Here is a 19,701-nt window from a genome sequence, read left to right as displayed (position 1 = left end):
CCATCCATCGGGCAGGGGTTAACGACGAACAACAAGGATGGAGGCGGGGGACCCAACCGGTCCACCGATTTAATTCAGGACCAGGAGCCGCTTGCGGCCCCTTGGGGTGAAGCCGTCGCCGTTTCGACGACGCCGGCCGGGCTACCTCTCCAGCCCGAACCCGACAGCTGACCTCGTGGGCGCATACGAGAGGACCTTCACGCTTATGAGTGGACGGCATCGCAAGCCTGCTTCCGCATCCTCAGCAAAGAATGTCGCCAAGATCGCCTTCACCGGCGCCGTGCTCGGTGGAAGCGGCCTCGCACTGGCCGGACAGGCGATGGCCGCCACCGACGGCGAGTGGGACACCGTGGCTCGTTGCGAGTCCGGCGGCAACTGGGCGATCAACACCGGCAACGGCTACCACGGCGGGCTGCAGTTCTCGCCGAGCACGTGGCGTTCCAACGGCGGTGGCGAGTACGCCCCGGCGGCCTACATGGCCACCAAGGAACAGCAGATCGCCGTCGCCGAACGCGTGCTGGCAGGCCAGGGCAAGGGCGCCTGGCCGGTATGCGGCCGCGGCCTGTCGGGCTCCACCCCGCGCAACGTGGTCGCCGAGCCTGCTCCTGCCCCGCTGGATGCGCCCGCGGTCAACGGTGAACTGCCGCCGCCGCCCGAGGCTCCCGCCCCGGCTCCCGAGGCTGCCCCGATGGACGCCCCGCTGCCGCCCGCCCCCGAAGCGCTGCCGCCGGCCCCTGAGGCCCCGGCTCCCGAGGCCGCCCCGATGGACGCCGCGCTGGCCCCAGCTCCTGAGGCCGCCCCGATCGCCGACGCCGCGCTGCAGGTCCCGGCTCCTGAAGCCCCCGCTCCCGCCCCTGAGGCTCCGGCCCCGGCACCCGAAGCGGCTCCTGCCCCCGTGCAGCCGGTCAGCTACGTCGATCAGATCCAGCAGGCCATCGAGAACCAGGGCCTCGACGGCAACGTCGTCATCAACGGCTGAGTTTCAGGCCGAACCGACCCACTCGTCGGTGCCGTCGGAGAAGTACTGGTGTTTCCACACCGGTAGCCGCTCTTTGACGGTGTCGACGAGGTGGGCACAGGTTTCGAACGCCGCTCTGCGATGGTCCGCTGCCACAGCGGCCACCAGGGCGGCGTCTCCTATATGCAGGGTTCCGATGCGGTGACTGACCGCGATCGCGCGCACGCCGGTGGCCTGCGCGGCCACCTCGGCGGCCACCTCCTGCAAGGTTTGAAGAGCGTTGGGGTGCGCGGAATAGTCGAGCCGGGTGACCGAGCGGCCGCCGTCGTGATCGCGCACCACCCCCGAGAACCCGACCACCGCGCCGGCCGCCTCATGAGCCACCAGTGCCTCGTACTCGGTCAGCGAGATCGGCGTCTCGGTCAGTTCGACACGTACGACGGTTGCGCTCATATTTGTCTCCTCTTCGCGCAAGCGCTCATCGGTGCGACGGATGGTCCATTCCACTGAGCTGGTCCAGGGCATGCTCCAGCACTCCGGCCAGTACGCCCAGCCCGTCCTTCACCCCGCCGGGCGACCCGGGCAGGTTGACGATCAGGGTGCGCCCGGCGACGCCGCATACGCCACGGGACAACACCGCGGTGGGCACCTTGTGCGCGCCGGCCCGCCGGATGGCATCGGCCAGCCCGGGAATCTGATAGTCGAGCACCGACATGGTGGATTCCGGGGTCGCGTCGGTCGGTGAGATACCGGTGCCCCCGGAGGTGATGATCAGGTCGACGCGCTCCGACAGGGCCGCGCGTAGGGCATCGCCCACGGCGTGTCCGTCGGCGACCACCACCTGCTCGGTGACGTCGTATCCGCGGTCGGAGAGCCAGCTGACGATGAGGGGGCCGGTCCGGTCGTCGTACACCCCTGCTGCGGCACGGGTAGAGGCGATGATGACCCGCGCCGAACGCGTCACTGTGTTGTTCTTTCCCACAATCCCGTTTTACCGCCTTCTTTGCGCACCACTTTGATGTCGTCGATGCGTGCGGCGGGGTCGACGGCCTTGATCATGTCGTACAGCGTCAGGGCGGCGACGCTCACCGCGGTCAAAGCTTCCATCTCGACGCCGGTGCGGTCGGTGCTGCGCACGGTGGCGGTGATGGCCACCGCGGCATCGCGGATGTCGAAATCCACGTCGACGCCGGTCAGCGCCAGCTGATGGCACAGCGGGATCAGCTCGGGAGTCCGCTTGGCGGCCATGATTCCGGCCACCCGCGCGGTGGCCAGGGCATCGCCCTTGGGCAGGCCGCCCGAGGCGATCAGGGCCACCACGTCCGGCCGCGTGTGCAGGGTGCCCACGGCCGACGCGGTGCGTTTGGTGACGTCCTTGGCCGAGACGTCGACCATGTGTGCCGCGCCAGACTCGTCGAGGTGCGACAGTCCCACTGTTACCTGTTGACGACGGTGGCCGACTGGATGAAGGGCAGCTCTTCGGCCGGCAATGGGAAGGTCACGTCACCGAACGGGGACAGTGCGCCGGTGCGGTCGGTGGCGAGCTCGCTCACGGCGTGATCATCGCCATCGGAGAGCACGGGCCAGCCGTTGTCGACGTAATGGTTCTTCTTGTTGTCAGCCACGCTCCACATTGTGGCAGGCTCCTTCACCGGAGGCGAGACCGGCGGGGGAGAGCGCAGCGACCGGGGGGAGGTCCAGCGCGGGCTGCTTTACGCTGGTCAGGATATGACCGCCGCACAGACTCCCGGATTCCCGCTGGGTGCCTGGCTGTCCGACCTCGACGACAAGGGCCTCATCCGCCTGCTGGAACTGCGGCCCGACCTGAGCCAGCCGCCACCGGGAACCATCGCCGCGCTTGCCGCGCGCGCCACCTCACGTCAGTCGGTGAAGGCTGCCACCGATTCCCTGGACTTCCTGCGGCTGGCCGTCCTGGATGCGCTGCTGGTGCTGCACGCCGACACCCGCCCGGTCCCGGTGTCCGAGGTGAGCGACCTGCTGGGCGAGCGCGTCGGCGCCGATGATGTGACGACCGCGCTGGAGGATCTGCGCGAGCGGGCCCTGGTGTGGGGCGACGCGACCGTCCGGGTGGCGCCCGAGGCGGCCGCCGGTCTGCCCTGGTTCGTCGGCCAGGCCGCCGTCGAGGTGTCCGACCGCGGCGCCGACGAGATCGCCGCCCTGTTGGAGGGGCTCGACGAAGCCCAGAGCGATCTGCTGGCCCGGCTGCTGGAGGGCTCGCCCATGGGCCGCACGCGCGACGCGGCACCCGGCACCCCGCCCGACCGTCCGGTGCCGCGGCTGGTGGAGGCCGGGCTGCTGCGCCGGATCGACGACGAGACGGTGATCCTGCCACGGGTGGTCGGCCAGGTGATGCGCGGCGAGGCACCCGGCCCGGTGGAGTTGACCGCACCGGCACTCGAGACGACGTCGACGACGCCCGCCGATGTGGACGCGGTGGCTGCCGGTGCGGCCATCGACCTGCTGCGCGAGATCGACCTGATCATCGAAACCCTGGGCAGCACACCGGTTCCCGAGTTGCGCAACGGCGGTCTCGGGGTGCGTGACGTCAAACGCCTGGCCAAGACCACCGGCATCGACGAACCCCGGCTCGGGCTACTGCTGGAGCTGGCCGCGGGCGCGGGGCTGATCGCGGCCGGGATGCCCGAACCGGACCCGGGTGACGGCACCGGGCCCTACTGGGCGCCGACGGTGGCCGCCGACCGGTTCGTCGAGTCCTCCACCGCCGCTCGCTGGCACCTGCTGGCCGCAACCTGGCTGGACCTGCCGGCCCGCCCCGCACTGATCGGCAGCCGTGGGCCGGACAACAAACCCTTTGCCGCGCTGTCGGATTCGCTGTACTCGACCGCGGCGCCACTGGACCGCCGGCTGATGCTGAGCGTGCTCGCCGAGCTGCCGGCGGGCACCGGGGTCGACGGCCCCGAGGCAGCGCGAGCGATGGTGTGGCGACGGCCGCGCTGGGCGGCGCGGCTGCAGCCGGCCACCGTCAGTGGCCTGCTCGCCGAAGCGCATTCGCTGGGCATGGTGGGCCGCGGCGCGATCAGCACACCGGCCCGCGGCCTGCTGGCAGGCGACCCCGACGAGGACGTGCTGGCGGCTATGGAGAAGGCGCTGCCCAAACCGCTCGACCACTTCCTGTTGCAAGCCGATCTCACCGTGATCGTGCCCGGCCCGCTGGAGCGGGATCTGGCCGAGCACCTGGCCGAGGTGGCCACCGTCGAATCGGCGGGTGCGGCCATGGTCTACCGGATCAGCGAACCGTCCATCCGGCGTGCACTCGATGCCGGCCGGACCGCCAGCGAGCTGCACACCCTGTTCGAGAAGCACTCGAAAACCCCCGTGCCCCAAGGGTTGACGTACCTCATCGATGACGTCGCGCGCCGCCACGGCCAGCTGCGCGTCGGCATGGCCACGTCGTTCCTGCGATGTGAGGATCCCGCACTGCTGGCACAGGCGGTCGCGTCGCCGGGCGCCGACCGCCTCGAGCTGCGGCTGCTCGCCCCGACCGTGGCGGTGTCGCAGGCCCCGATCGCCGACGTACTCACGGTGCTGCGGGAGGCCGGGTTCGCTCCGGCCGCCGAGGACTCCACCGGCACCGTCGTCGACATCAGGGCCCGCGGCTCGCGCGTCGTCGCACCGACCCGCCGCCGCGTCTACCGGCCGCCCACCCCACCGACCGCCCAGACCCTCGGCGCGATCGTCGCGGTCCTACGCAAGGTGGCGTCCGGGCCGTTCGCCAGTGTCCGCCTGGACCCGGCGATGGCCATCACCCAGCTGCAGGACGCCGCGATCAACCAGACCTCCGTGGTGATCGGCTACGTCGACCCCGCCGGGGTGGCCACGCAGCGGGTGGTCTCCCCCATCAACGTGCGCGGCGGTCAGCTCACCGCATTCGATCCGGCCGCCGGGCGAGTGCGGGAGTTCGCCATCCATCGCGTCACGTCGGTGGTATCGGCCGACACCGACTAGCCACGACACAGCGTGCTCACAGAGCCGTTCACCAATATGGCGATGTGACAACGATGTTGATGGCAGCGGACCAGGTGCCCCCGGCATACCGAGGAGTGTCGCTGCTGCACGGGTGGCTGCCCCCGGCGTTGCAGGCGCTGGCGGCCGTGGCGTTGCTCGCGGCGATCGGATGGCGCAACCGGCGCTGGCGCATGATCTTGCTGCCGTGTGCGATCGCCGTCGGAGTGGGCCTGACGGTGTGGGCCCGTTGGTTCGTCCGTTCGCAGGGGCTGGCCGGCGATCCGGCACCCGCGGCACTGTGGATCTGGATCGGGCTGACCGGATTGGCCGTGGCCGTGCTGGCACTGGGCTGGCGCGGCAGCCACTGGCGCCGGCGGACCGCCGCGGTGGCCGCGGTGCCGTTGTGCCTGCTGAGCGTGGGCGTCGCGGTCAACCTGTGGGTCGGCTACTTCCCCACGGTCACGGCGCTGTGGAACGAGGTGACAGCGGGCCCGCTGCCCGGCGAGACCGATCTGGCCACCGCGCTCGACCAACGCCGACGAGGTGACATCCCGTCCCACGGTGAGCTGGTGTCGGTCACCATTCCGCCTGACGAATCCGGCTTCAAACACCGCGACGAACTCGTGTACCTGCCGCCGGCCTGGTTCGCGGCGTCGGCGCCCCAGCTTCCCGTGGTGATGATGATCGCCGGGGAGTTCAACACCCCGGCCGACTGGGCACGCAGCGGCAACGCGATCGCCACGATCGACAACTTCGCAGCCGACCACGGCGGCACTACCCCGGTATTCGTCTTCGTCGACGTCGGCGGCTCCTTCAACAACGACACCGAATGTGTGAACGGACCGCGCGGGAACGTCGCCGACCACCTGACCAAGGACGTGCCGCCGTTCATGACCGGCAACTTCGGGGTGCGCGACGCCGGCTGGGGTGTGGTCGGCTGGTCGATGGGCGGAACCTGCGCGGTCGACCTGACCGTGATGCATCCCGAGTTGTTCAGCTCATTCGTCGACATCGCCGGTGACATCGGACCCAACGCCGGCACCAAGGACCAGACCATCGCCAGGCTCTACGGCGGAGACGCCGCGGCGTGGTCCACCTATGACCCGGCCACGGTGATCGACGAGCACGGCCGGTACCAGGGAGTGTCCGGCTGGTTCGTGATCTCCTCGGACGCCCCGAAAAAACGCGGGTCACACCCGGCCAATCCGGACGCCGTCGGCCTCGGCGGGCAGGACGCCGGAGGTAATCCGGGCGACCAGACCGAAGCCGCGCACACCCTGTGCGACCTGGGCCGCCGCCATGGCATCAGCTGTGCGATCACCGCTGTGCCGGGCAAGCACGACTGGCCGTTCGCCGAACAGGTGCTGACCACCACCTTGCCGTGGCTGGCGGGCGCCGTCGGCACCCCCGGGGTGCCGCAGGTGCCGCTGCCGTCCGGCGGTGCACCGCCGCCCGCGCCGACGGGCGCCGCGCCCCGCTGACCCGGATTCGGAATAATGGGCGGGATGAGTTTTACCCGGCATGAGCGCGATGAGTGGATGGGATCTCCCGCATGACCGACGGCCCACTGATCGTGCAGTCCGACAAGACGGTGCTGCTCGAGGTCGACCATGAGCAGGCCGGGGCGGCCCGCGCCGCGATCGCGCCGTTCGCCGAGCTCGAACGCGCCCCCGAGCACGTACACACCTACCGCATCACGCCGCTGGCGCTGTGGAACGCCCGTGCCGCCGGCCACGACGCCGAGCAGGTGGTCGACGCGCTGGTCAGCTTCTCGCGCTACCCCGTACCGCAGCCACTGCTGGTCGACATCGTCGACACCATGGCCCGCTACGGGCGGCTGCAGCTGATCAAGCACCCGGCGCACGGGTTGACATTGGTCAGCCTGGACCGGGCGGTGCTCGAGGAGGTGCTGCGCAACAAGAAGATCGCCCCGATGCTGGGCGCACGCATCGACGACGACACCGTGATCGTGCACAACAGCGAGCGCGGCCGGGTCAAGCAGATGCTGCTCAAGATCGGCTGGCCGGCCGAGGACCTGGCCGGTTATGTCGACGGCGAGGCGCATCCGATCGAGCTGGCCCAGGACGGCTGGCAGCTGCGCGACTACCAGGAGATGGCCGCCGACTCGTTCTGGGCGGGCGGCTCCGGTGTGGTGGTGCTGCCCTGCGGCGCCGGTAAGACTCTGGTCGGTGCGGCCGCGATGGCCAAGGCCGGAGCGACGACGCTGATCCTGGTCACCAACACCGTGGCCGGGCGGCAGTGGAAGCGCGAGCTGGTGGCCCGCACCTCGCTGACCGAGGACGAGATCGGCGAGTACTCGGGTGAGAAGAAGGAGATCCGCCCGGTCACCATCGCGACGTACCAGGTGATCACCCGCCGCACCAAAGGCGAGTACAAGCATCTCGAACTGTTCGACAGCCGCGACTGGGGCCTGATCATCTACGACGAGGTGCACCTGCTGCCGGCACCGGTGTTCCGGATGACCGCCGACCTGCAGTCCCGGCGACGGCTGGGCCTGACGGCGACGCTGATCCGCGAGGACGGCCGCGAGGGCGACGTGTTCTCTCTGATCGGGCCCAAGCGCTACGACGCACCTTGGAAGGACATCGAGGCGCAAGGTTGGATCGCTCCCGCCGAGTGCATCGAGGTGCGGGTGACGATGACCGACAACGAGCGGATGCTGTACGCCACCGCCGAACCCGAGGAGCGCTACAAGCTGTGCTCGACGGTGCACACCAAGATCGCGGTGGTCCGCTCGATCCTGGAGCGCCACCCCGGTGAGCCGACGCTGGTGATCGGCGCCTACCTGGATCAGCTGGAGGAGCTGGGCGAGGAACTCAACGCCCCGGTGATCCAGGGGTCGACGAAGAACTCCGAGCGCGAGGCCCTGTTCGACGCGTTCCGCCGCGGCGAGATCTCCACTCTGGTGGTCAGCAAGGTGGCGAACTTCTCCATCGACCTTCCGGAAGCGTCTGTCGCCGTTCAGGTTTCGGGCACATTCGGCTCCCGCCAGGAGGAGGCACAGCGGCTGGGCCGGCTGTTGCGACCCAAGGCCAGCGGCGGCGGGGCGGTGTTCTACTCGGTGGTCTCGCGCGATTCACTGGACGCGGAGTACGCCGCGCACCGGCAGCGCTTCCTGGCCGAGCAGGGCTACGGCTACGTGATCAAGGACGCCGACGACCTGCTGGGCCCGGCGATATGACCGTGCTGCGGGTGATGCCGGTACTCACGGTGTCGGACCTCGCCACGACCGCAGCGGTGTACACCCAGACGCTGGGCCTGACCGAGGTGATGAACCACGGCTGGATCGTCACCCTGGCCGATGCCGAGCTTCGGCATCAGGTCAGCCTGATGACCAAGGACGCCACCGCACCGGTGAATCCGTCGGTGTCGATCGAAGTCGACGACGTCGACGCCGCGTATGCCGCCGCGGTCGAGGCCGGCGTGGAGATCGTGCATCCGCTCAGCGACGAGGAGTGGGGTGTACGGCGGTTCTTCTTCGCCGACGCGGCGGGCAACGTGGTCAACGTGCTGACCCACCGCTGACAGCGCGCCTGCGCACTGTCATCAGCAGTTCACCGTCCGGGCCACCGGTAAAGGTCAGCTCGCGGCGTAACCGTTGACCCGGCACGAGGTCCAGCTCGAAACGCTGCGCGAGGGTGGCGATCACCAGCGTGGCTTCAAAACTGGCGAAACCCGAGGCAATGCACATCCGCCGGCCCGCCCCGAACGGCATCTGGGCGCGACGCTGCGGTCCGTCCAGGTTCTCCTTCAGGAACCGCGCCGGATCGTAGCTGTCGGCGTTCTCCCACACCCGGCCGTTGTGGTGCACGCTGTGGGTGAGAATGGCGACGCTGGTACCGGCCTTGATCGGGTAATCACCCAGCACGTCATCGGATTTCGCCACCCGGGCCACGCCCATGATGGGCGGGTAGACGCGCATCGCTTCGGCCACCACGGCCTGCGTCCACGGCAGGTTCTCGACATCGTCCGCGGTAGGTTCCCGACCGCCGAGCACATCATCGAGCTCACGTCCCAGCCGGTCGCGGGCGTCGGGGTTCTGCGACAGCAGGTACCAGGTCCACGCCAGTGCCGCCGCGGTGGTTTCGAAGCCCGCACCGAGGAACGTCATGACCTCATCGCGGATCTCCAGATCGCTATAGCGGTAACCGGTTTCGGGATCCTCGGCGGCGATCAGCAGCGCCAGCAGATTGTCCGTACGCTCGATGGTCGGCGATCAGCTGATCGATGAAGCGTTCGATGCGCCGCAAGCCGCGCCGAGCCCTGGGCGCCACCAGCCACGCGCCGCGCCGCAACGCGTTGATCGAGAACCGCGGTGACGAGAACCCCTCGGCGATCCGGCGCAGCGGTCGGGCCGCACCGAGAAGGAATCCGTAGCCGAAAAGCGTGAGCAGACGGGCGAAGTCTGTGCGCATCTGTTCCGCGAGCCTGCCGTTGAGCTCGATGCCGAACATCGTGCGGGCGATGATGTCCAAGGTCACGTAGTTCATCTCGGCGGCGATGTCCACCGGTTGACCGGCAGCCAGGTTCGCCTCCCAGCGCCGGGCTGCGGCCACACTCGCATCGGTCATCTGCGGCGCGAAGGCATCCACCTGCCGCTTGGCGAAGATCGGCTGGACCAAACGCCGGTTGCGTTGCCACAGTTCATCATTGAGATCGGTGACCAGACCTCGCCCGAACGCCACCGCCAGCAGGTCGTACTCGGCATTCTTGGCGTAGTTGTCCTGATTGGAAACCAGCACGTGACGGGCGATGTCGGGATTGCGCACCACAACGAACTTGGCCAACGGCGTGCGGGCGACGACGATGTCGTCCTGGCCCGGCAGTTCGGTGGCGTACTCGTAGATGGTGTGCCGGTAGCCGGCCCGGATCGCCTTGAGGGCCAGCCACCACGATGTGAGGTAGCCGACCTCGGTGCGCTGCCAACGCACCGGCGTCGGCGCCCAGCGCGGTGGGTGCAATGCCCCGGCCCCACGAACTGGGCACGTGCCTTGCGAAGTTTCTGCGCTGGGCACAGTCATCCGGCCACCTCCCCGGTGAGCGCCGGGCAACTGACCCGGACTCGGGGTATACAGTACCGCCGGTATCGGGTTGAGGCCAGGGTCAACCTCAGGTGTGCGGCCCCATGGCCTTGACGACGGTCAGCAGCACCACCGAATCCTCGAGCGCGTGCAGGCTGTGCCGCGTCCGCGGAATCACGATGTGATCGCCGGGCGAACCTTCCCAGCTGGCCTCGGAGTTGGCCAGCTTGACCCGGCCCTCGATCACCTGGAGCGTCGCTTCACCCGGGCTCTCATGCTCGTCGAGCCCGGTGCCCGCGGTCATCGCGATCAGGGTCTGGCGCAGCTGGTGCTCATGCCCGCCGTAGACGGTGTGAGCACTGCGTCCGCTATTGGCCGTGCGGGCTGAGGCCAACTGCTGACGGGCGATCGCGGTGAGCGAGATCTTCTCCATATCCACTGATCGTGCCACTTCCGGCGGCCGCACACGGCGAATCCGCGGCCGGCCCTCACGGAGCCCGACTGGATCACCCACAAGGAGTCTCAGGTGACCGTGACGTCATCGATGTCGATTGTCACGGTGACCATGTCGCGCAGCGGATACCCGGCATCGTCGGCGACGTAGACGATGCGGTTCATCGGCAACACGATGCCGTCGACCATCAGATGGTTGCGCGAATAGTGCGCGGCCGGGGAATCAGCGGCGATGTCGACGCGGTAATCACGCCGGCGGATCAGCCCGTCCGAGTCGACATAGAGGGTTTGATCGGCGCTGTGTGTGGCGATGCTGTCGGGGTAGCGCACGCCCAACCGACGCCAGGTCTCCCCGTCCTCGCGCCACGCACCGAGCTCCTCGGTCTCGACACCGGGAAACGTCAGCGAGTACGGCTCGGACAGGTAGGTCCACATCGCGTAGCCGGCGAAGTAGGCCAGTTGCAGGTGCGTCCACGGCGTCTCGAGCGTGTGCCCGGCGAAAGATTCGCGGGGCGACGACAGGGTCTCCACGACCCGTGGCGACTCCTCATCCGTCTCGATCTGCACGCGCGCCGGACTGTACGACGACCGAAATCCTGGGCGCGGCAGCGGGCTGTGCCAAGCGCGCTGCTCCCTGGGACGGATCTCGACGATCGACTCGTCGAGGATGCCGTCGACGCCCTTGATCTTCCAGAGCGCTCCGCCGATGGTCTGGTGGATGCGGATGGATTCGATCTCGTTCCAGCGATCCAATCCTCCGTAGGCTGCGATGACTTCGTCGAGCAGTTTCATTTCTCTGAGCTCCTTCGTGATGACCGGATTCCCGTGTCGGCTCCGCAGTGGCGCTGATAGGTGGACTTCTCCACCGTGGCGCGGACCGGAACCGGCTGGGGATATCCCACCGATCCTGGGAGCAGCAGGGGCAGGCTCAGCTGCTATCCGGAGCGGAGCTCTTCGAGCGCCCGTTCCGAGGCACTGCCGGGGTCGGCACGGAAGGTGATCACGTGCTGACCGCCCGAGTGGGGTACGTGCAGGCGGTTGCGGTGCAGGTACAGCTCACCGACCCGGGGATGACGCACGTGGGTGATCCCCGGGCGGTACCCGACATCGGCGCGCGCCCACAGCTCACGGAATCGTTCACTGGCAGAAGACAGTTCGTCGATCATCTGACGCAGCCACGGGTCGTCGGGATAACTGCCCGCAACCTCACGTAGCCCGCTCACCGCGATATCGGTGGCCTCATCCCAATCCACGAAGAAATCGCGCGCGGCCGGCTCGAGCAGCCGCCATCTCAGGAAGTTCTCTCCGGGCTCGAATGCCGGGGCGAGGGCCCTGGCAACCGCATTGGCCGCCAGCACATCCTGATACCTGTTGGCCACGATCGCGGGCATCGGGAACTGGTCGATCAGCTCGTCCAGCCCGTCCACCGCCTCTTCGAGATCACCTTGTTCCCAATGGGTTCCGGTCTGGCCGGCCAGCTGGTGCAGATACTCGGTGCCCTTGATGTCCAGTTGCAGCGCCCGGGCGAGCGCCTCGAGAACCTGCGCAGACGGGTTCTTGTCGCGGCCCTGCTCGAGCCGCAGGTAGTAATCGGAACTGATGCCTGCCAACAATGCGAGTTCCTCGCGGCGCAGTCCGGCGACTCGACGCCGGGAACCACCGAGGAGGCCGACGTCCTCGGGGCGGATCTGTTCGCGCCGGGACCGCAGGTAGTCGCCCAGGGCATTGTTCTTCGCCGCCACCTGTTGAGCGTAAGCCTGTCCCTACCGATACCAGGATCAACGTGGCGTTCCCACCCGATGTCGGGAGCGCCCAGCGTAGAGGCATGAGCGAACGACACGACATCGAGTTCACCGGCGAAGGCGCCGTGACGCTGCGCGGATGGTTGTTCCAGCCGACCGGCCCGGGACCGCATCCGGCGATCACCATGGCCCACGGGTTCGCCGGGGTGAAGGAGCACGGTCTGGAGCGATTCGCCCGATTCTTCGCCGACGCCGGGTTCGTGGTGCTGGTACACGATCACCGGGGTTTCGGCGCGAGCGACGGCGTGCCCCGCTACGACGTCGACCCCTGGACGCAGATCGCGGACTGGCGCCGGGCCATCTCGTTCCTGGAGAGCCGACCGGACGTCGACCCCGAGCGGATCGGGGTGTGGGGCACCAGCTACGCGGGCGGGCACGCCATCGTGCTCGGCGCCACCGACCGCAGATTGCGGGCGGTGGTGGCGCAGGTGCCCACCATCAGCGGCTATCAGCAGAGCCTGCGCCGGGTGCCGCCCGATCAGGTCGCGAACCTGCAAGCCCAGTTCATCGAGAACGACCGGGCCGAGTTCCGCGGCGAGCCTCCGACCCTGCAGGCGGTGGTGAGCGACGATCCGGGAGTCCCGGCCGCGTACCGGTCGCCCGATGCCATCGCCTTCTACACCCAGCCGACCACGCCGGAGACCGTGTGGCACAACTGCATGACCGTCCGCTCATCGCGCGCGGCACGGATGTACGAGCCGGGCATCTGGGTCGACCGGGTCTCGCCGACCCCGCTGCTGATGATCGTCGGCCTGCAGGACACCGTCACGGTCGCCGACGTGGCGCTCGCCGCCTACGAGCGGGCACTGGAGCCCAAGAAGCTCGTGACCATTCCCGGCGGACACTTCGAACCCTATCTCGACAAGTTCGACCAGGCCGCCGGTGCCGCCAAGGACTGGTTCACCCAGCATCTCACCCGATCCGAATTATGAAGGGACACATGATGACCGCATTGCGCTACGAGGTCATGGTCCATGACGGCCTGCCGCGCCACCGAGAACAACGACTGCCCGACGGCAGCCCCATCGTTTCCTCGCCGGTGGCATCCACCCTCATCCTGGGTGAGCGCGACGCGGTGCTCGTGGACCCGCCGTTCACTTATGATCAGATCCGCCGCACTGCCGAGTGGATCGAGAACTCCGGCAGGACACTGAAATCCGTCTACGCCACCCACGGCCACGGCGATCACTGGTTCGGCACCGACCAGCTGCTGCAGCAATTCCCCGACGCGGTCGCCTACGCCACCGAGGGCACCATCTCGAAAATGCACGAGCAGGCCGTCGAGGGCCGTGCGCAGATGTGGGACGTCGACTTTCCCGACCAGATCCCACCGAGCCCGGTTGTCTACCAACCTGTTCCGTCCGAAGGATTGCTGCTGGATGGTGAGCGCCTGATCCCGGTGGAGGTCGGCCACACCGACACCGACGACACCACGGTGCTGCACGTGCCCTCGATCGGGCTGGTGGTGGCCGGCGACGTCGCCTACAACGGCGTACACCAGTACCTGCTGGAAAGCGACCACGGCGGGATCAAGTCGTGGCTGCAGGCACTCACCAAGGTGGCGGAGCTACGCCCACGGGCGGTGGTCGCCGGGCACAAGAACAAAGAGCTTCCCGACGATCCGGCCATCCTCGCCGAGACCCGCGACTATCTGCTCGACGCGCAGCGGCTGATCGCCGGAAAGCCCAGCCCTCGCGAGTTTTTCGACTATATGACCCGGCTCTACCCGGACCGGCTGAACGTCGGCCCCGTCTGGTACAGCGCCGTGGCCCTGCTGTCTTGAAAGGAATCTTCACATGATCATTGATGTGGACGACCTCGATCCCACCTCCAGCTACAAGCTGCTCATCGGCAGCGTCCTGCCCCGCGCGATCGCCTGGGTCAGCACCAGTTCGCCCCAGGGCGTGGGCAACATCGCGCCGGTCTCGTTCTTCACCGTCGTCGGCCGGATGCCGCCGATCCTGTCCATCTCGCTACAGCCGCGCTCCGACGGCGTCACCCTCAAGGACACCTTCGTCAACATCCGTGACACCGGCGAGTTCGTCGTCAACGTCGCCACGATCGCCCAGGCCGACGCCGTCCACCAGTCCGCATTCGAATTCGATTCCGGTGTTGACGAATTCGAGGCGCTCGAGCTGACCAAGGCGCCGTCGGAAACCATCTCGGCGCCCCGCATCGCGGAGTCACCGATCTCGTTCGAGTGCGTCGTGGACCGCATCATTCCGATGCCGCCGCTGCCCGACCACGTGGTGTGGGGCCGGGTGACGCGCATCCACGTGCGCGACGACCTGTACCTGTCGCGGGGGCGCATCGACGTCGCCGCGCTGAATGCATTCGGCCGCCTCGCCGGTGAATACACGATGGTCGACAACATCTTCACCACCCCGCTGCCCGAGGGACTTGCCGAGACACTGGCCGTCCAGCGCGCCGAGCGGCTGGACGGCAAGGCAACTGACTTCTCACCCATCGACACCGCCGCATGGTCACCATCCGGCGCGACGAAGGCGGCTGCGAAATGAGGACTCTACTGCTCATCCACGGTTTCCTCGACGACGTCAACGTCTGGGACGACCTGGTTTCCGAACTCCCCGACGACGTGACCGCCGTTCGGTACCAGCTGCCGGGGTTCGGCGCCCGGGCCGCCGAACCGATCCCGCACCTGACCTTGGCGGCGCTCGCCGCCGAAGCCGGCCAGCTGCTCGATGACGTCGACTCCGAGGTCCTCGTCGTCGGACAGAGCCTGGGCACCCAGGTCGCCGAACTGGTCGCCGCCGGTCACGCCGGCAAGGTCACCGGGCTGGTGCTGCTCACCCCAGTCCCGCTGGGCGGCACCCGACTCCCTGACAAGGCCCTGCGCCCCTTCCGGGCCTTGGGCGGTGAACCCGATGCCCAACGCGCGGCACGATCCGCCCTGTCCCCGGCCCTCACCGACGAGCAACTCGATCGATTGACCCACGCCGGGGAGTCGGCACACCCCGACATGGTGAGCCGCTATGTGGATCTCTGGAACAACGGTGTGCCGGATGCGCCGCGGACGAGTGATTTCACCGGGCCGGTACTGGTGATCCGAGGTAGGGCGGACTCCTTCGTCACCGACGAACTGGTCTCGACGATCACCCCACGCTTCCCGGATGCCCGTGAACGGGTGATCGACGCCGGCGGGCACTGGGTGCACGTCGAGTTCGCGAGCGAGGTCGCTTCCGCGATCGTGGGGTTTGCCGACGACATCGCAGGTGGCGCGACGGCCGCGGATTGGCGTCGCGCATTCGCCGAGCAGTCGCAGGCCAGCTTCGCCGAGGCCTTCGCCGACGGTGTGGTGCTCGACGCCACGACCCTCGCAGAACCGATCTCCGGCCGCGAGGCGGTGGCCGCCGTGATGGCCACCGCGAGCTCGATCTACGAGACGCTCGATTTCACCGCGGAGACCACCGACGGTTCCACGAGCTATGTCCAATGGCGGGCAACGGCTTTCGGCGGTATGGCGATCCGGGGCATCACGATCCTGGAACGCGACACCGAGGGACACGTCGTCTCCGCCGCGATCCACCACCGACCGCTGGGAGCCGTGCTGCGGTTCTCTGCCGAGATCCGGAACCGACTCGCCGGAGTCCTCCCGCCAACGCATTTCCTCAAGGAGGCATGATGAGCGCGCTCGCGCACCAGGTTTTCGTCACCGGCCAGATTCCCCAGTCCGGCCCACTGCCCGACGGCAGCCGGCGGCTGGGAGGTCGCGCCTCCCACCTACGAGGCTTTTGATCGTGGAAAGCCCGGCCGGTCGCGCCACACCATGGACGGATGCGCAATCACCCCTGGATGCATGTCGCGCGCACCGCCGCGATCCTGGCCGCGGCGATGGGGATCGGGCGTTTCGCGTACACCCCGATCCTGCCGTTGATGACCGCGCACGCGGGTCTGAGCACGCCGGCGGCCGGGCATCTGGCCACAGCCAACTACGTCGGGTATCTCATCGGCGCGGTGGCCGGCGCGTGCTCGCCCCGGCTCTCCCGGTCGGTCACCGCTTGCCGGGTGTCGCTCATCGCGCTGGTGGTCAGCCTGGCGGCAATGCCCCTGACCGGCAACGTGTTCAGCTGGGCGGCGCTGCGTCTGGTTGCCGGGGTGGCCAGCGCTCTGGTGTTCGTCATCGCCATCAACACGGTGCTGGATCACCTGCACGATCACCCGCCGCATCTGCCGGGCTGGGCGTTCGGGGGCGTCGGCATCGGTATCGCCCTGTCGGCGCTGCTCGTGTTCGGTCTCCCGGGGCACGCTGGCTGGCAGACGGCGTGGTGGCTGGCCGCCGGTCTCACCGCGCTGCTGGGTGCCGCCGCCTGGTTCATGCTCCCCGCCGGACCCAGCGAAAGCACCAAAACAACTGGCGATCAACGCAATACCGCGCGCCGCCCGTTCGCTCTGCTGTTCGGCAGTTACACCCTCGAGGGCATCGGGTACATCATCGCCGGCACGTTTCTGGTGGCGGCCATCGCGCAGCACTCGCCGGGCCGGCTGGGCACCGGCGCGTGGCTGGTGGTCGGTCTGGCGGCGGTTCCGTCCGCTGCTTTGTGGGCGCGGCTGAGCTCGCGCTACACCCACCCCGTTCTGCTCACCGTCGCCCTACTGTTGCAGGCGGGCGGAATCATCCTGGCGTGCACCGGAAGCGGACTCGCCGCGCTGATCGGTGCCGTCCTGTTCGGCGGCACCTTCATCGGGATCAGCACACTGGCCCTGGCCGCGGGGCGGCTGCTGCAGTTCCCAGGCGCCGTGGCACTGCTGACCGCCGGCTACTCCGTCGGGCAGATCATCGGACCGGTCGCGGTGTCACCGTTCGTGCACAACGGATTTCGGCCCGCCCTGGCGGCCGGGGCGGTCGTGGTGCTACTGGCCGCCGGTGCCGCGCTCGCGATACGGGTCGTCAGCGGGCAACCACGCTCCAGTGTCCCCGACCCCGAGGTCCCCGACACTGCGGGTGAAGGCGTCGATCACGGCCCGCACGGCCGGACTGTCCTCATCGCGGCGCCAGACCAATGACCAGGTCCACAGCGGGACCGGCGCCAGCACCGGGCGCCGGACCAGGTCCTTGGGCAGCGGCGCGTCCTGTCCCTTCGGGTTGTTGAGCACCGGCCGCCGCAGTTCCCGCACGTGCTCGAAGAAGGTCGGCCCGGTCACTCCGCCGTCGTCGGTGCGCATGACGCGTGCCCCGGTATCGGCGGCGAACTGCTCGCCGTACCGGTTCCATGAGGACCAGCTGGAGGCGTCGGCATCAACCAGCACCAGCAGATCGGCGGCTTTCACCGGCGTATCGTCCGGCCCGGCGGACAGGGCGTACAGCCGGTCGACGCCCATCAGCCGGGCGTCGAGTCCCAACGCGTTCAGGTCGCTGTTCTGCACCCAGCAGATCGCGAGGTCGAGGCTGCCGTCGGCGACGCGGGCCGCCTGGGTGTGCGACGGCATCACCCAGGTGTCCACGCGCAACTGCGCCAGCCCTGCGACCCGCTCCGCCAAATCTCCGGGACACCAGTTGACGTATCCGACGCGCACCGGCTCTGTCGTCGCCATTCCCATTGCGCTCCTGCGCAATTCGTCGGCCTGCTGAATCAGCGCCCGCGCCCCCGGCAGCAGCGCGGTGCCGGCCGCGGTGAGGGCGACAGAGCGCCGGTCCCGGTCGAACAGCTGCACCTTGAGGTCGCGCTCGAGTGCCTTGATCTGTTGCGAGAGCGACGGGCCGGCGATCCGCAGCCGCTCGGCGGCACGGCCGAAGTTCAGCTCCTCGGCGACGGTGACGAAATAGCGCAGCTGACGTAGCTCCACCGTTGCAGCGTAGTAGGCGCAGCCTCCCACCAGGGAGCCGACAGGTCCCATTCAGCGGACATCACCAGGCACCGCGACCACGTTGAGCAGGGCATCGGACGAGAAAGGACCACCTCATGAACACCACACCGCACGTCGCAGTCATCACCGGCGCCTCGCAGGGCATCGGCGAGGCCCTGGTCGCGGGCTACCGCAAGCTGGGCTACGCCGTCGTCGCCAACTCCCGCACCATCGGCGAGAGCGACGATCCGATGGTGCTCGCGGTCGCCGGCGACATCGGGCAGCCCGGCGTGGGCAAGCAGGTGATCGACGCCGCCCTGGAGCGCTTCGGCCGCGTCGACACCATCGTCAACAACGCGGGCATCTTCGTCGCCAAACCGTTCACCGAGTACACCGATGCCGACTACGACGCCGTCACCGGCGTGAACCAACGCGGGTTCTTCGAACTCACCCGCGCCGGGATCGCCGCCATCGAGTCACACGGCGAGGGCGGGCACGTGGTGACCATCTCCACGAGCCTCGTCGACCACGCCAACTCGCAGGTGCCGTCGGTACTGGCATCGCTGACCAAGGGCGGGCTGAACGCTGCGACCAAAGCGCTGGCGGTCGAGTACGGCACCCGCGGCATCCGGGCCAACGCCGTCGCACTCGGCATCATCCGCACCCCCATGCACGCACCCGAAACCCATGAGTTCCTGTCGGCGCTGCATCCGGTCGGCCACATGGGCGACATCGACGATGTGGTCGACGCGGTGCTGTACCTGGAGCAAGCCGGCTTCGTCACCGGCGAGATCCTGCACGTGGACGGAGGCCAAAGTGCCGGGCACTGAAGAGGTTCTACGCGGGGTCCTCGACGAGTGGCAGGCCGGCATCGCCGGCCACGACCCCCGGCGGGTGGCCGATGTGTTCACCGCCGACGCCATCTTTCAGGGCCTGCGCCCCTACAGCGTCGGCCCGCAAGGAGTGTTCGACTACTACGACGCCCAACCGGCAGGAATGACGGTCGACTACCGGATCAACGAAACCCGCAGGCTCGCCGCCGATGTGGTGCTGGGATACCTGGTAGCGGAATTCGCGTTCCGCGACCAGGATCCCGTTCGCCTCAACCTCAGCGTGCTGGTGACCCGCTCCGGTGAAACCTGGCGCATCGCGCATTACCAGGTCAGCCCGGTGCCGCAGTCTCCCGCGCACTGAAGCGGAGCCGGAGATTAAATCACCCGGAGTGAATCTCCGTCGTAGCCGAACCGGCCCCGCAGCTGGACCAGGAGACGCTCTGCCTCGGCGATCCGCGCGTGCAGCCGGACCAGGGCTTCCGGCATCGGCGCATCGGCCACGCGGCTGCGCTCCCGCACCCGCCGCCACCGCAGTTCGGTGGCGGCGAGATGGTCGCGCAGCTCGGCGATTTCGCCGACCAGAATCTCCTCGAACAGCCGCGATTGGGCGATGTCAGCGCTGTGCACGGGCTTGGAACAGTCAGCGGCAGCTGCCGCGCGAGAAACCATGCGCGGCAGGGGGTTGAGCACCGCGGCCACATCGGCCCCGACTGTCGGTGCGGAGGTGCTCCCGCTCCCGAATTCCCGTGATATCAGCGTCACGTGGGGATCATGAAGCACCCACCCGGCTCACAGCGACCACACAGGAGTAACCCGAGATA

At 68.5% G+C, this 19,701-nt stretch carries 20 protein-coding genes, 2 pseudogenes and 1 riboswitch; of the genes and pseudogenes, 12 read left to right on the top strand and 10 right to left on the bottom strand.

The window, feature by feature from the left end; translation table 11 throughout:
- Positions 1 to 12 precede the first annotated feature (12 nt).
- Positions 13 to 197, top strand: a riboswitch (cyclic di-AMP (ydaO/yuaA leader).
- A gap of 8 nt (positions 198 to 205) precedes the next feature.
- Complete coding sequence (locus G6N57_RS11105) at positions 206 to 979, top strand: transglycosylase family protein (protein ID WP_163646623.1); 774 nt, start codon at positions 206 to 208, stop codon at positions 977 to 979.
- 3 nt (positions 980 to 982) lie between these two features.
- Here G6N57_RS11105 and G6N57_RS11100 read toward each other — a convergent pair whose 3' ends face one another.
- Genes G6N57_RS11100 through G6N57_RS11085 form a run of 4 tightly spaced genes read right to left on the bottom strand, consistent with a single transcriptional unit; the run spans position 983 to position 2,592 of the window.
- Positions 983 to 1,411 (bottom strand): molybdenum cofactor biosynthesis protein MoaE, encoded by a 429-nt coding sequence (locus tag G6N57_RS11100; RefSeq protein WP_075919232.1) that lies wholly within the window; start codon positions 1,409 to 1,411, stop codon positions 983 to 985.
- A 25-nt stretch (positions 1,412 to 1,436) separates the two neighbouring features.
- Positions 1,437 to 1,922, bottom strand: a complete 486-nt coding sequence (locus G6N57_RS11095; RefSeq protein WP_077740451.1) for a MogA/MoaB family molybdenum cofactor biosynthesis protein — start codon at positions 1,920 to 1,922, stop codon at positions 1,437 to 1,439.
- A complete protein-coding gene (gene moaC, locus G6N57_RS11090) occupies positions 1,919 to 2,392 on the bottom strand; it encodes a cyclic pyranopterin monophosphate synthase MoaC (RefSeq protein WP_077740450.1) in 474 nt (157 codons plus the stop codon). The genes G6N57_RS11095 and moaC overlap by 4 nt, the downstream gene beginning before the upstream one ends.
- 2 nt (positions 2,393 to 2,394) lie before the next feature.
- A complete protein-coding gene (locus G6N57_RS11085; RefSeq protein WP_036447637.1) occupies positions 2,395 to 2,592 on the bottom strand; it encodes a hypothetical protein in 198 nt (65 codons plus the stop codon).
- Positions 2,593 to 2,686: 94 nt separating this feature from the next.
- Between G6N57_RS11085 and G6N57_RS11080 the strand changes: the two genes are divergently transcribed.
- The 4 genes from G6N57_RS11080 (at position 2,687) to G6N57_RS11065 (ending at position 8,491) form a co-directional block, all read left to right on the top strand.
- Positions 2,687 to 4,945, top strand: a complete 2,259-nt coding sequence (locus tag G6N57_RS11080) for a helicase-associated domain-containing protein (RefSeq protein ID WP_097926451.1) — start codon at positions 2,687 to 2,689, stop codon at positions 4,943 to 4,945.
- Between the two features lie 53 nt (positions 4,946 to 4,998).
- Positions 4,999 to 6,426, top strand: a complete 1,428-nt coding sequence (locus tag G6N57_RS11075) for an alpha/beta hydrolase (protein ID WP_165777804.1) — start codon at positions 4,999 to 5,001, stop codon at positions 6,424 to 6,426.
- A 71-nt stretch (positions 6,427 to 6,497) separates the two neighbouring features.
- Positions 6,498 to 8,147, top strand: coding sequence for a DNA repair helicase XPB (locus G6N57_RS11070; protein WP_075919227.1), 1,650 nt, complete (start codon positions 6,498 to 6,500; stop codon positions 8,145 to 8,147).
- On the top strand, positions 8,144 to 8,491 hold the full coding sequence (locus G6N57_RS11065) for a VOC family protein (protein ID WP_077740447.1): 348 nt from the start codon (positions 8,144 to 8,146) through the stop codon (positions 8,489 to 8,491). The genes G6N57_RS11070 and G6N57_RS11065 overlap by 4 nt, the downstream gene beginning before the upstream one ends.
- Here G6N57_RS11065 and G6N57_RS11060 read toward each other — a convergent pair.
- The 4 genes and pseudogenes from G6N57_RS11060 to G6N57_RS11045 form a co-directional block, all read right to left on the bottom strand.
- Positions 8,469 to 9,987 (bottom strand): annotated as a pseudogene (locus tag G6N57_RS11060) (cytochrome P450). The gene G6N57_RS11065 and the pseudogene G6N57_RS11060 overlap by 23 nt on opposite strands.
- Positions 9,988 to 10,075: 88 nt before the next feature.
- Positions 10,076 to 10,420 (bottom strand): cupin domain-containing protein, encoded by a 345-nt coding sequence (locus G6N57_RS11055; RefSeq protein WP_077740446.1) that lies wholly within the window; start codon positions 10,418 to 10,420, stop codon positions 10,076 to 10,078.
- Positions 10,421 to 10,509: 89 nt separating this feature from the next.
- Positions 10,510 to 11,232: a hypothetical protein gene (locus G6N57_RS11050; protein WP_077740445.1), complete on the bottom strand. Its 723-nt coding sequence runs from the start codon at positions 11,230 to 11,232 to the stop codon at positions 10,510 to 10,512.
- Between the two features lie 143 nt (positions 11,233 to 11,375).
- Positions 11,376 to 12,182 carry a helix-turn-helix domain-containing protein gene (locus tag G6N57_RS11045; RefSeq protein WP_077740444.1) on the bottom strand — a complete coding sequence of 269 codons (807 nt, stop codon included), beginning with the start codon at positions 12,180 to 12,182 and terminating at the stop codon, positions 11,376 to 11,378.
- 83 nt (positions 12,183 to 12,265) lie between these two features.
- Here G6N57_RS11045 and G6N57_RS11040 point away from each other — a divergent pair, with 83 nt between their 5' ends.
- The 5 genes and pseudogenes from G6N57_RS11040 to G6N57_RS11020 form a co-directional block, all read left to right on the top strand.
- Complete coding sequence (locus G6N57_RS11040; protein WP_077740443.1) at positions 12,266 to 13,174, top strand: alpha/beta hydrolase; 909 nt, start codon at positions 12,266 to 12,268, stop codon at positions 13,172 to 13,174.
- Between the two features lie 8 nt (positions 13,175 to 13,182).
- Positions 13,183 to 14,025 carry an MBL fold metallo-hydrolase gene (locus tag G6N57_RS11035; RefSeq protein ID WP_077741893.1) on the top strand — a complete coding sequence of 281 codons (843 nt, stop codon included), beginning with the start codon at positions 13,183 to 13,185 and terminating at the stop codon, positions 14,023 to 14,025.
- A 13-nt stretch (positions 14,026 to 14,038) separates the two neighbouring features.
- Complete coding sequence (locus tag G6N57_RS11030; protein ID WP_077740441.1) at positions 14,039 to 14,761, top strand: flavin reductase family protein; 723 nt, start codon at positions 14,039 to 14,041, stop codon at positions 14,759 to 14,761.
- Positions 14,758 to 15,885 carry an alpha/beta fold hydrolase gene (locus G6N57_RS32030; protein ID WP_234815859.1) on the top strand — a complete coding sequence of 376 codons (1,128 nt, stop codon included), beginning with the start codon at positions 14,758 to 14,760 and terminating at the stop codon, positions 15,883 to 15,885. The genes G6N57_RS11030 and G6N57_RS32030 overlap by 4 nt, the downstream gene beginning before the upstream one ends.
- Before the next feature lie 152 nt (positions 15,886 to 16,037).
- A pseudogene (locus G6N57_RS11020) lies at positions 16,038 to 17,072 on the top strand (YbfB/YjiJ family MFS transporter); the annotation flags it as partial.
- Between the two features lie 42 nt (positions 17,073 to 17,114).
- On the opposite strand, the gene G6N57_RS32025 reads toward G6N57_RS11020, so the two are convergent.
- Positions 17,115 to 18,047 carry a LysR family transcriptional regulator gene (locus G6N57_RS32025; RefSeq protein ID WP_234815858.1) on the bottom strand — a complete coding sequence of 311 codons (933 nt, stop codon included), beginning with the start codon at positions 18,045 to 18,047 and terminating at the stop codon, positions 17,115 to 17,117.
- A gap of 116 nt (positions 18,048 to 18,163) precedes the next feature.
- On the opposite strand from G6N57_RS32025, the gene G6N57_RS11010 reads away from it, so the two are divergent.
- Positions 18,164 to 18,877: an SDR family NAD(P)-dependent oxidoreductase gene (locus G6N57_RS11010; protein WP_077740436.1), complete on the top strand. Its 714-nt coding sequence runs from the start codon at positions 18,164 to 18,166 to the stop codon at positions 18,875 to 18,877.
- Entirely contained in the window at positions 18,864 to 19,241 is a 378-nt protein-coding gene (locus G6N57_RS11005; protein WP_077740435.1) for an SgcJ/EcaC family oxidoreductase, read from the top strand. The genes G6N57_RS11010 and G6N57_RS11005 overlap by 14 nt, the downstream gene beginning before the upstream one ends.
- A gap of 14 nt (positions 19,242 to 19,255) precedes the next feature.
- On the opposite strand, the gene G6N57_RS11000 is transcribed toward G6N57_RS11005, so the two are convergent.
- Positions 19,256 to 19,642 carry a hypothetical protein gene (locus tag G6N57_RS11000; protein ID WP_133118391.1) on the bottom strand — a complete coding sequence of 129 codons (387 nt, stop codon included), beginning with the start codon at positions 19,640 to 19,642 and terminating at the stop codon, positions 19,256 to 19,258.
- Positions 19,643 to 19,701: the final 59 nt, after the last annotated feature.

The sequence above is a fragment of the Mycolicibacterium boenickei genome (genome assembly GCF_010731295.1).
Lineage (GTDB): Bacteria > Actinomycetota > Actinomycetes > Mycobacteriales > Mycobacteriaceae > Mycobacterium > Mycobacterium boenickei.
The sequence above is the reverse complement of the archived record's forward strand: the minus strand, read 5'-3'. Positions and strand labels throughout refer to the sequence as shown.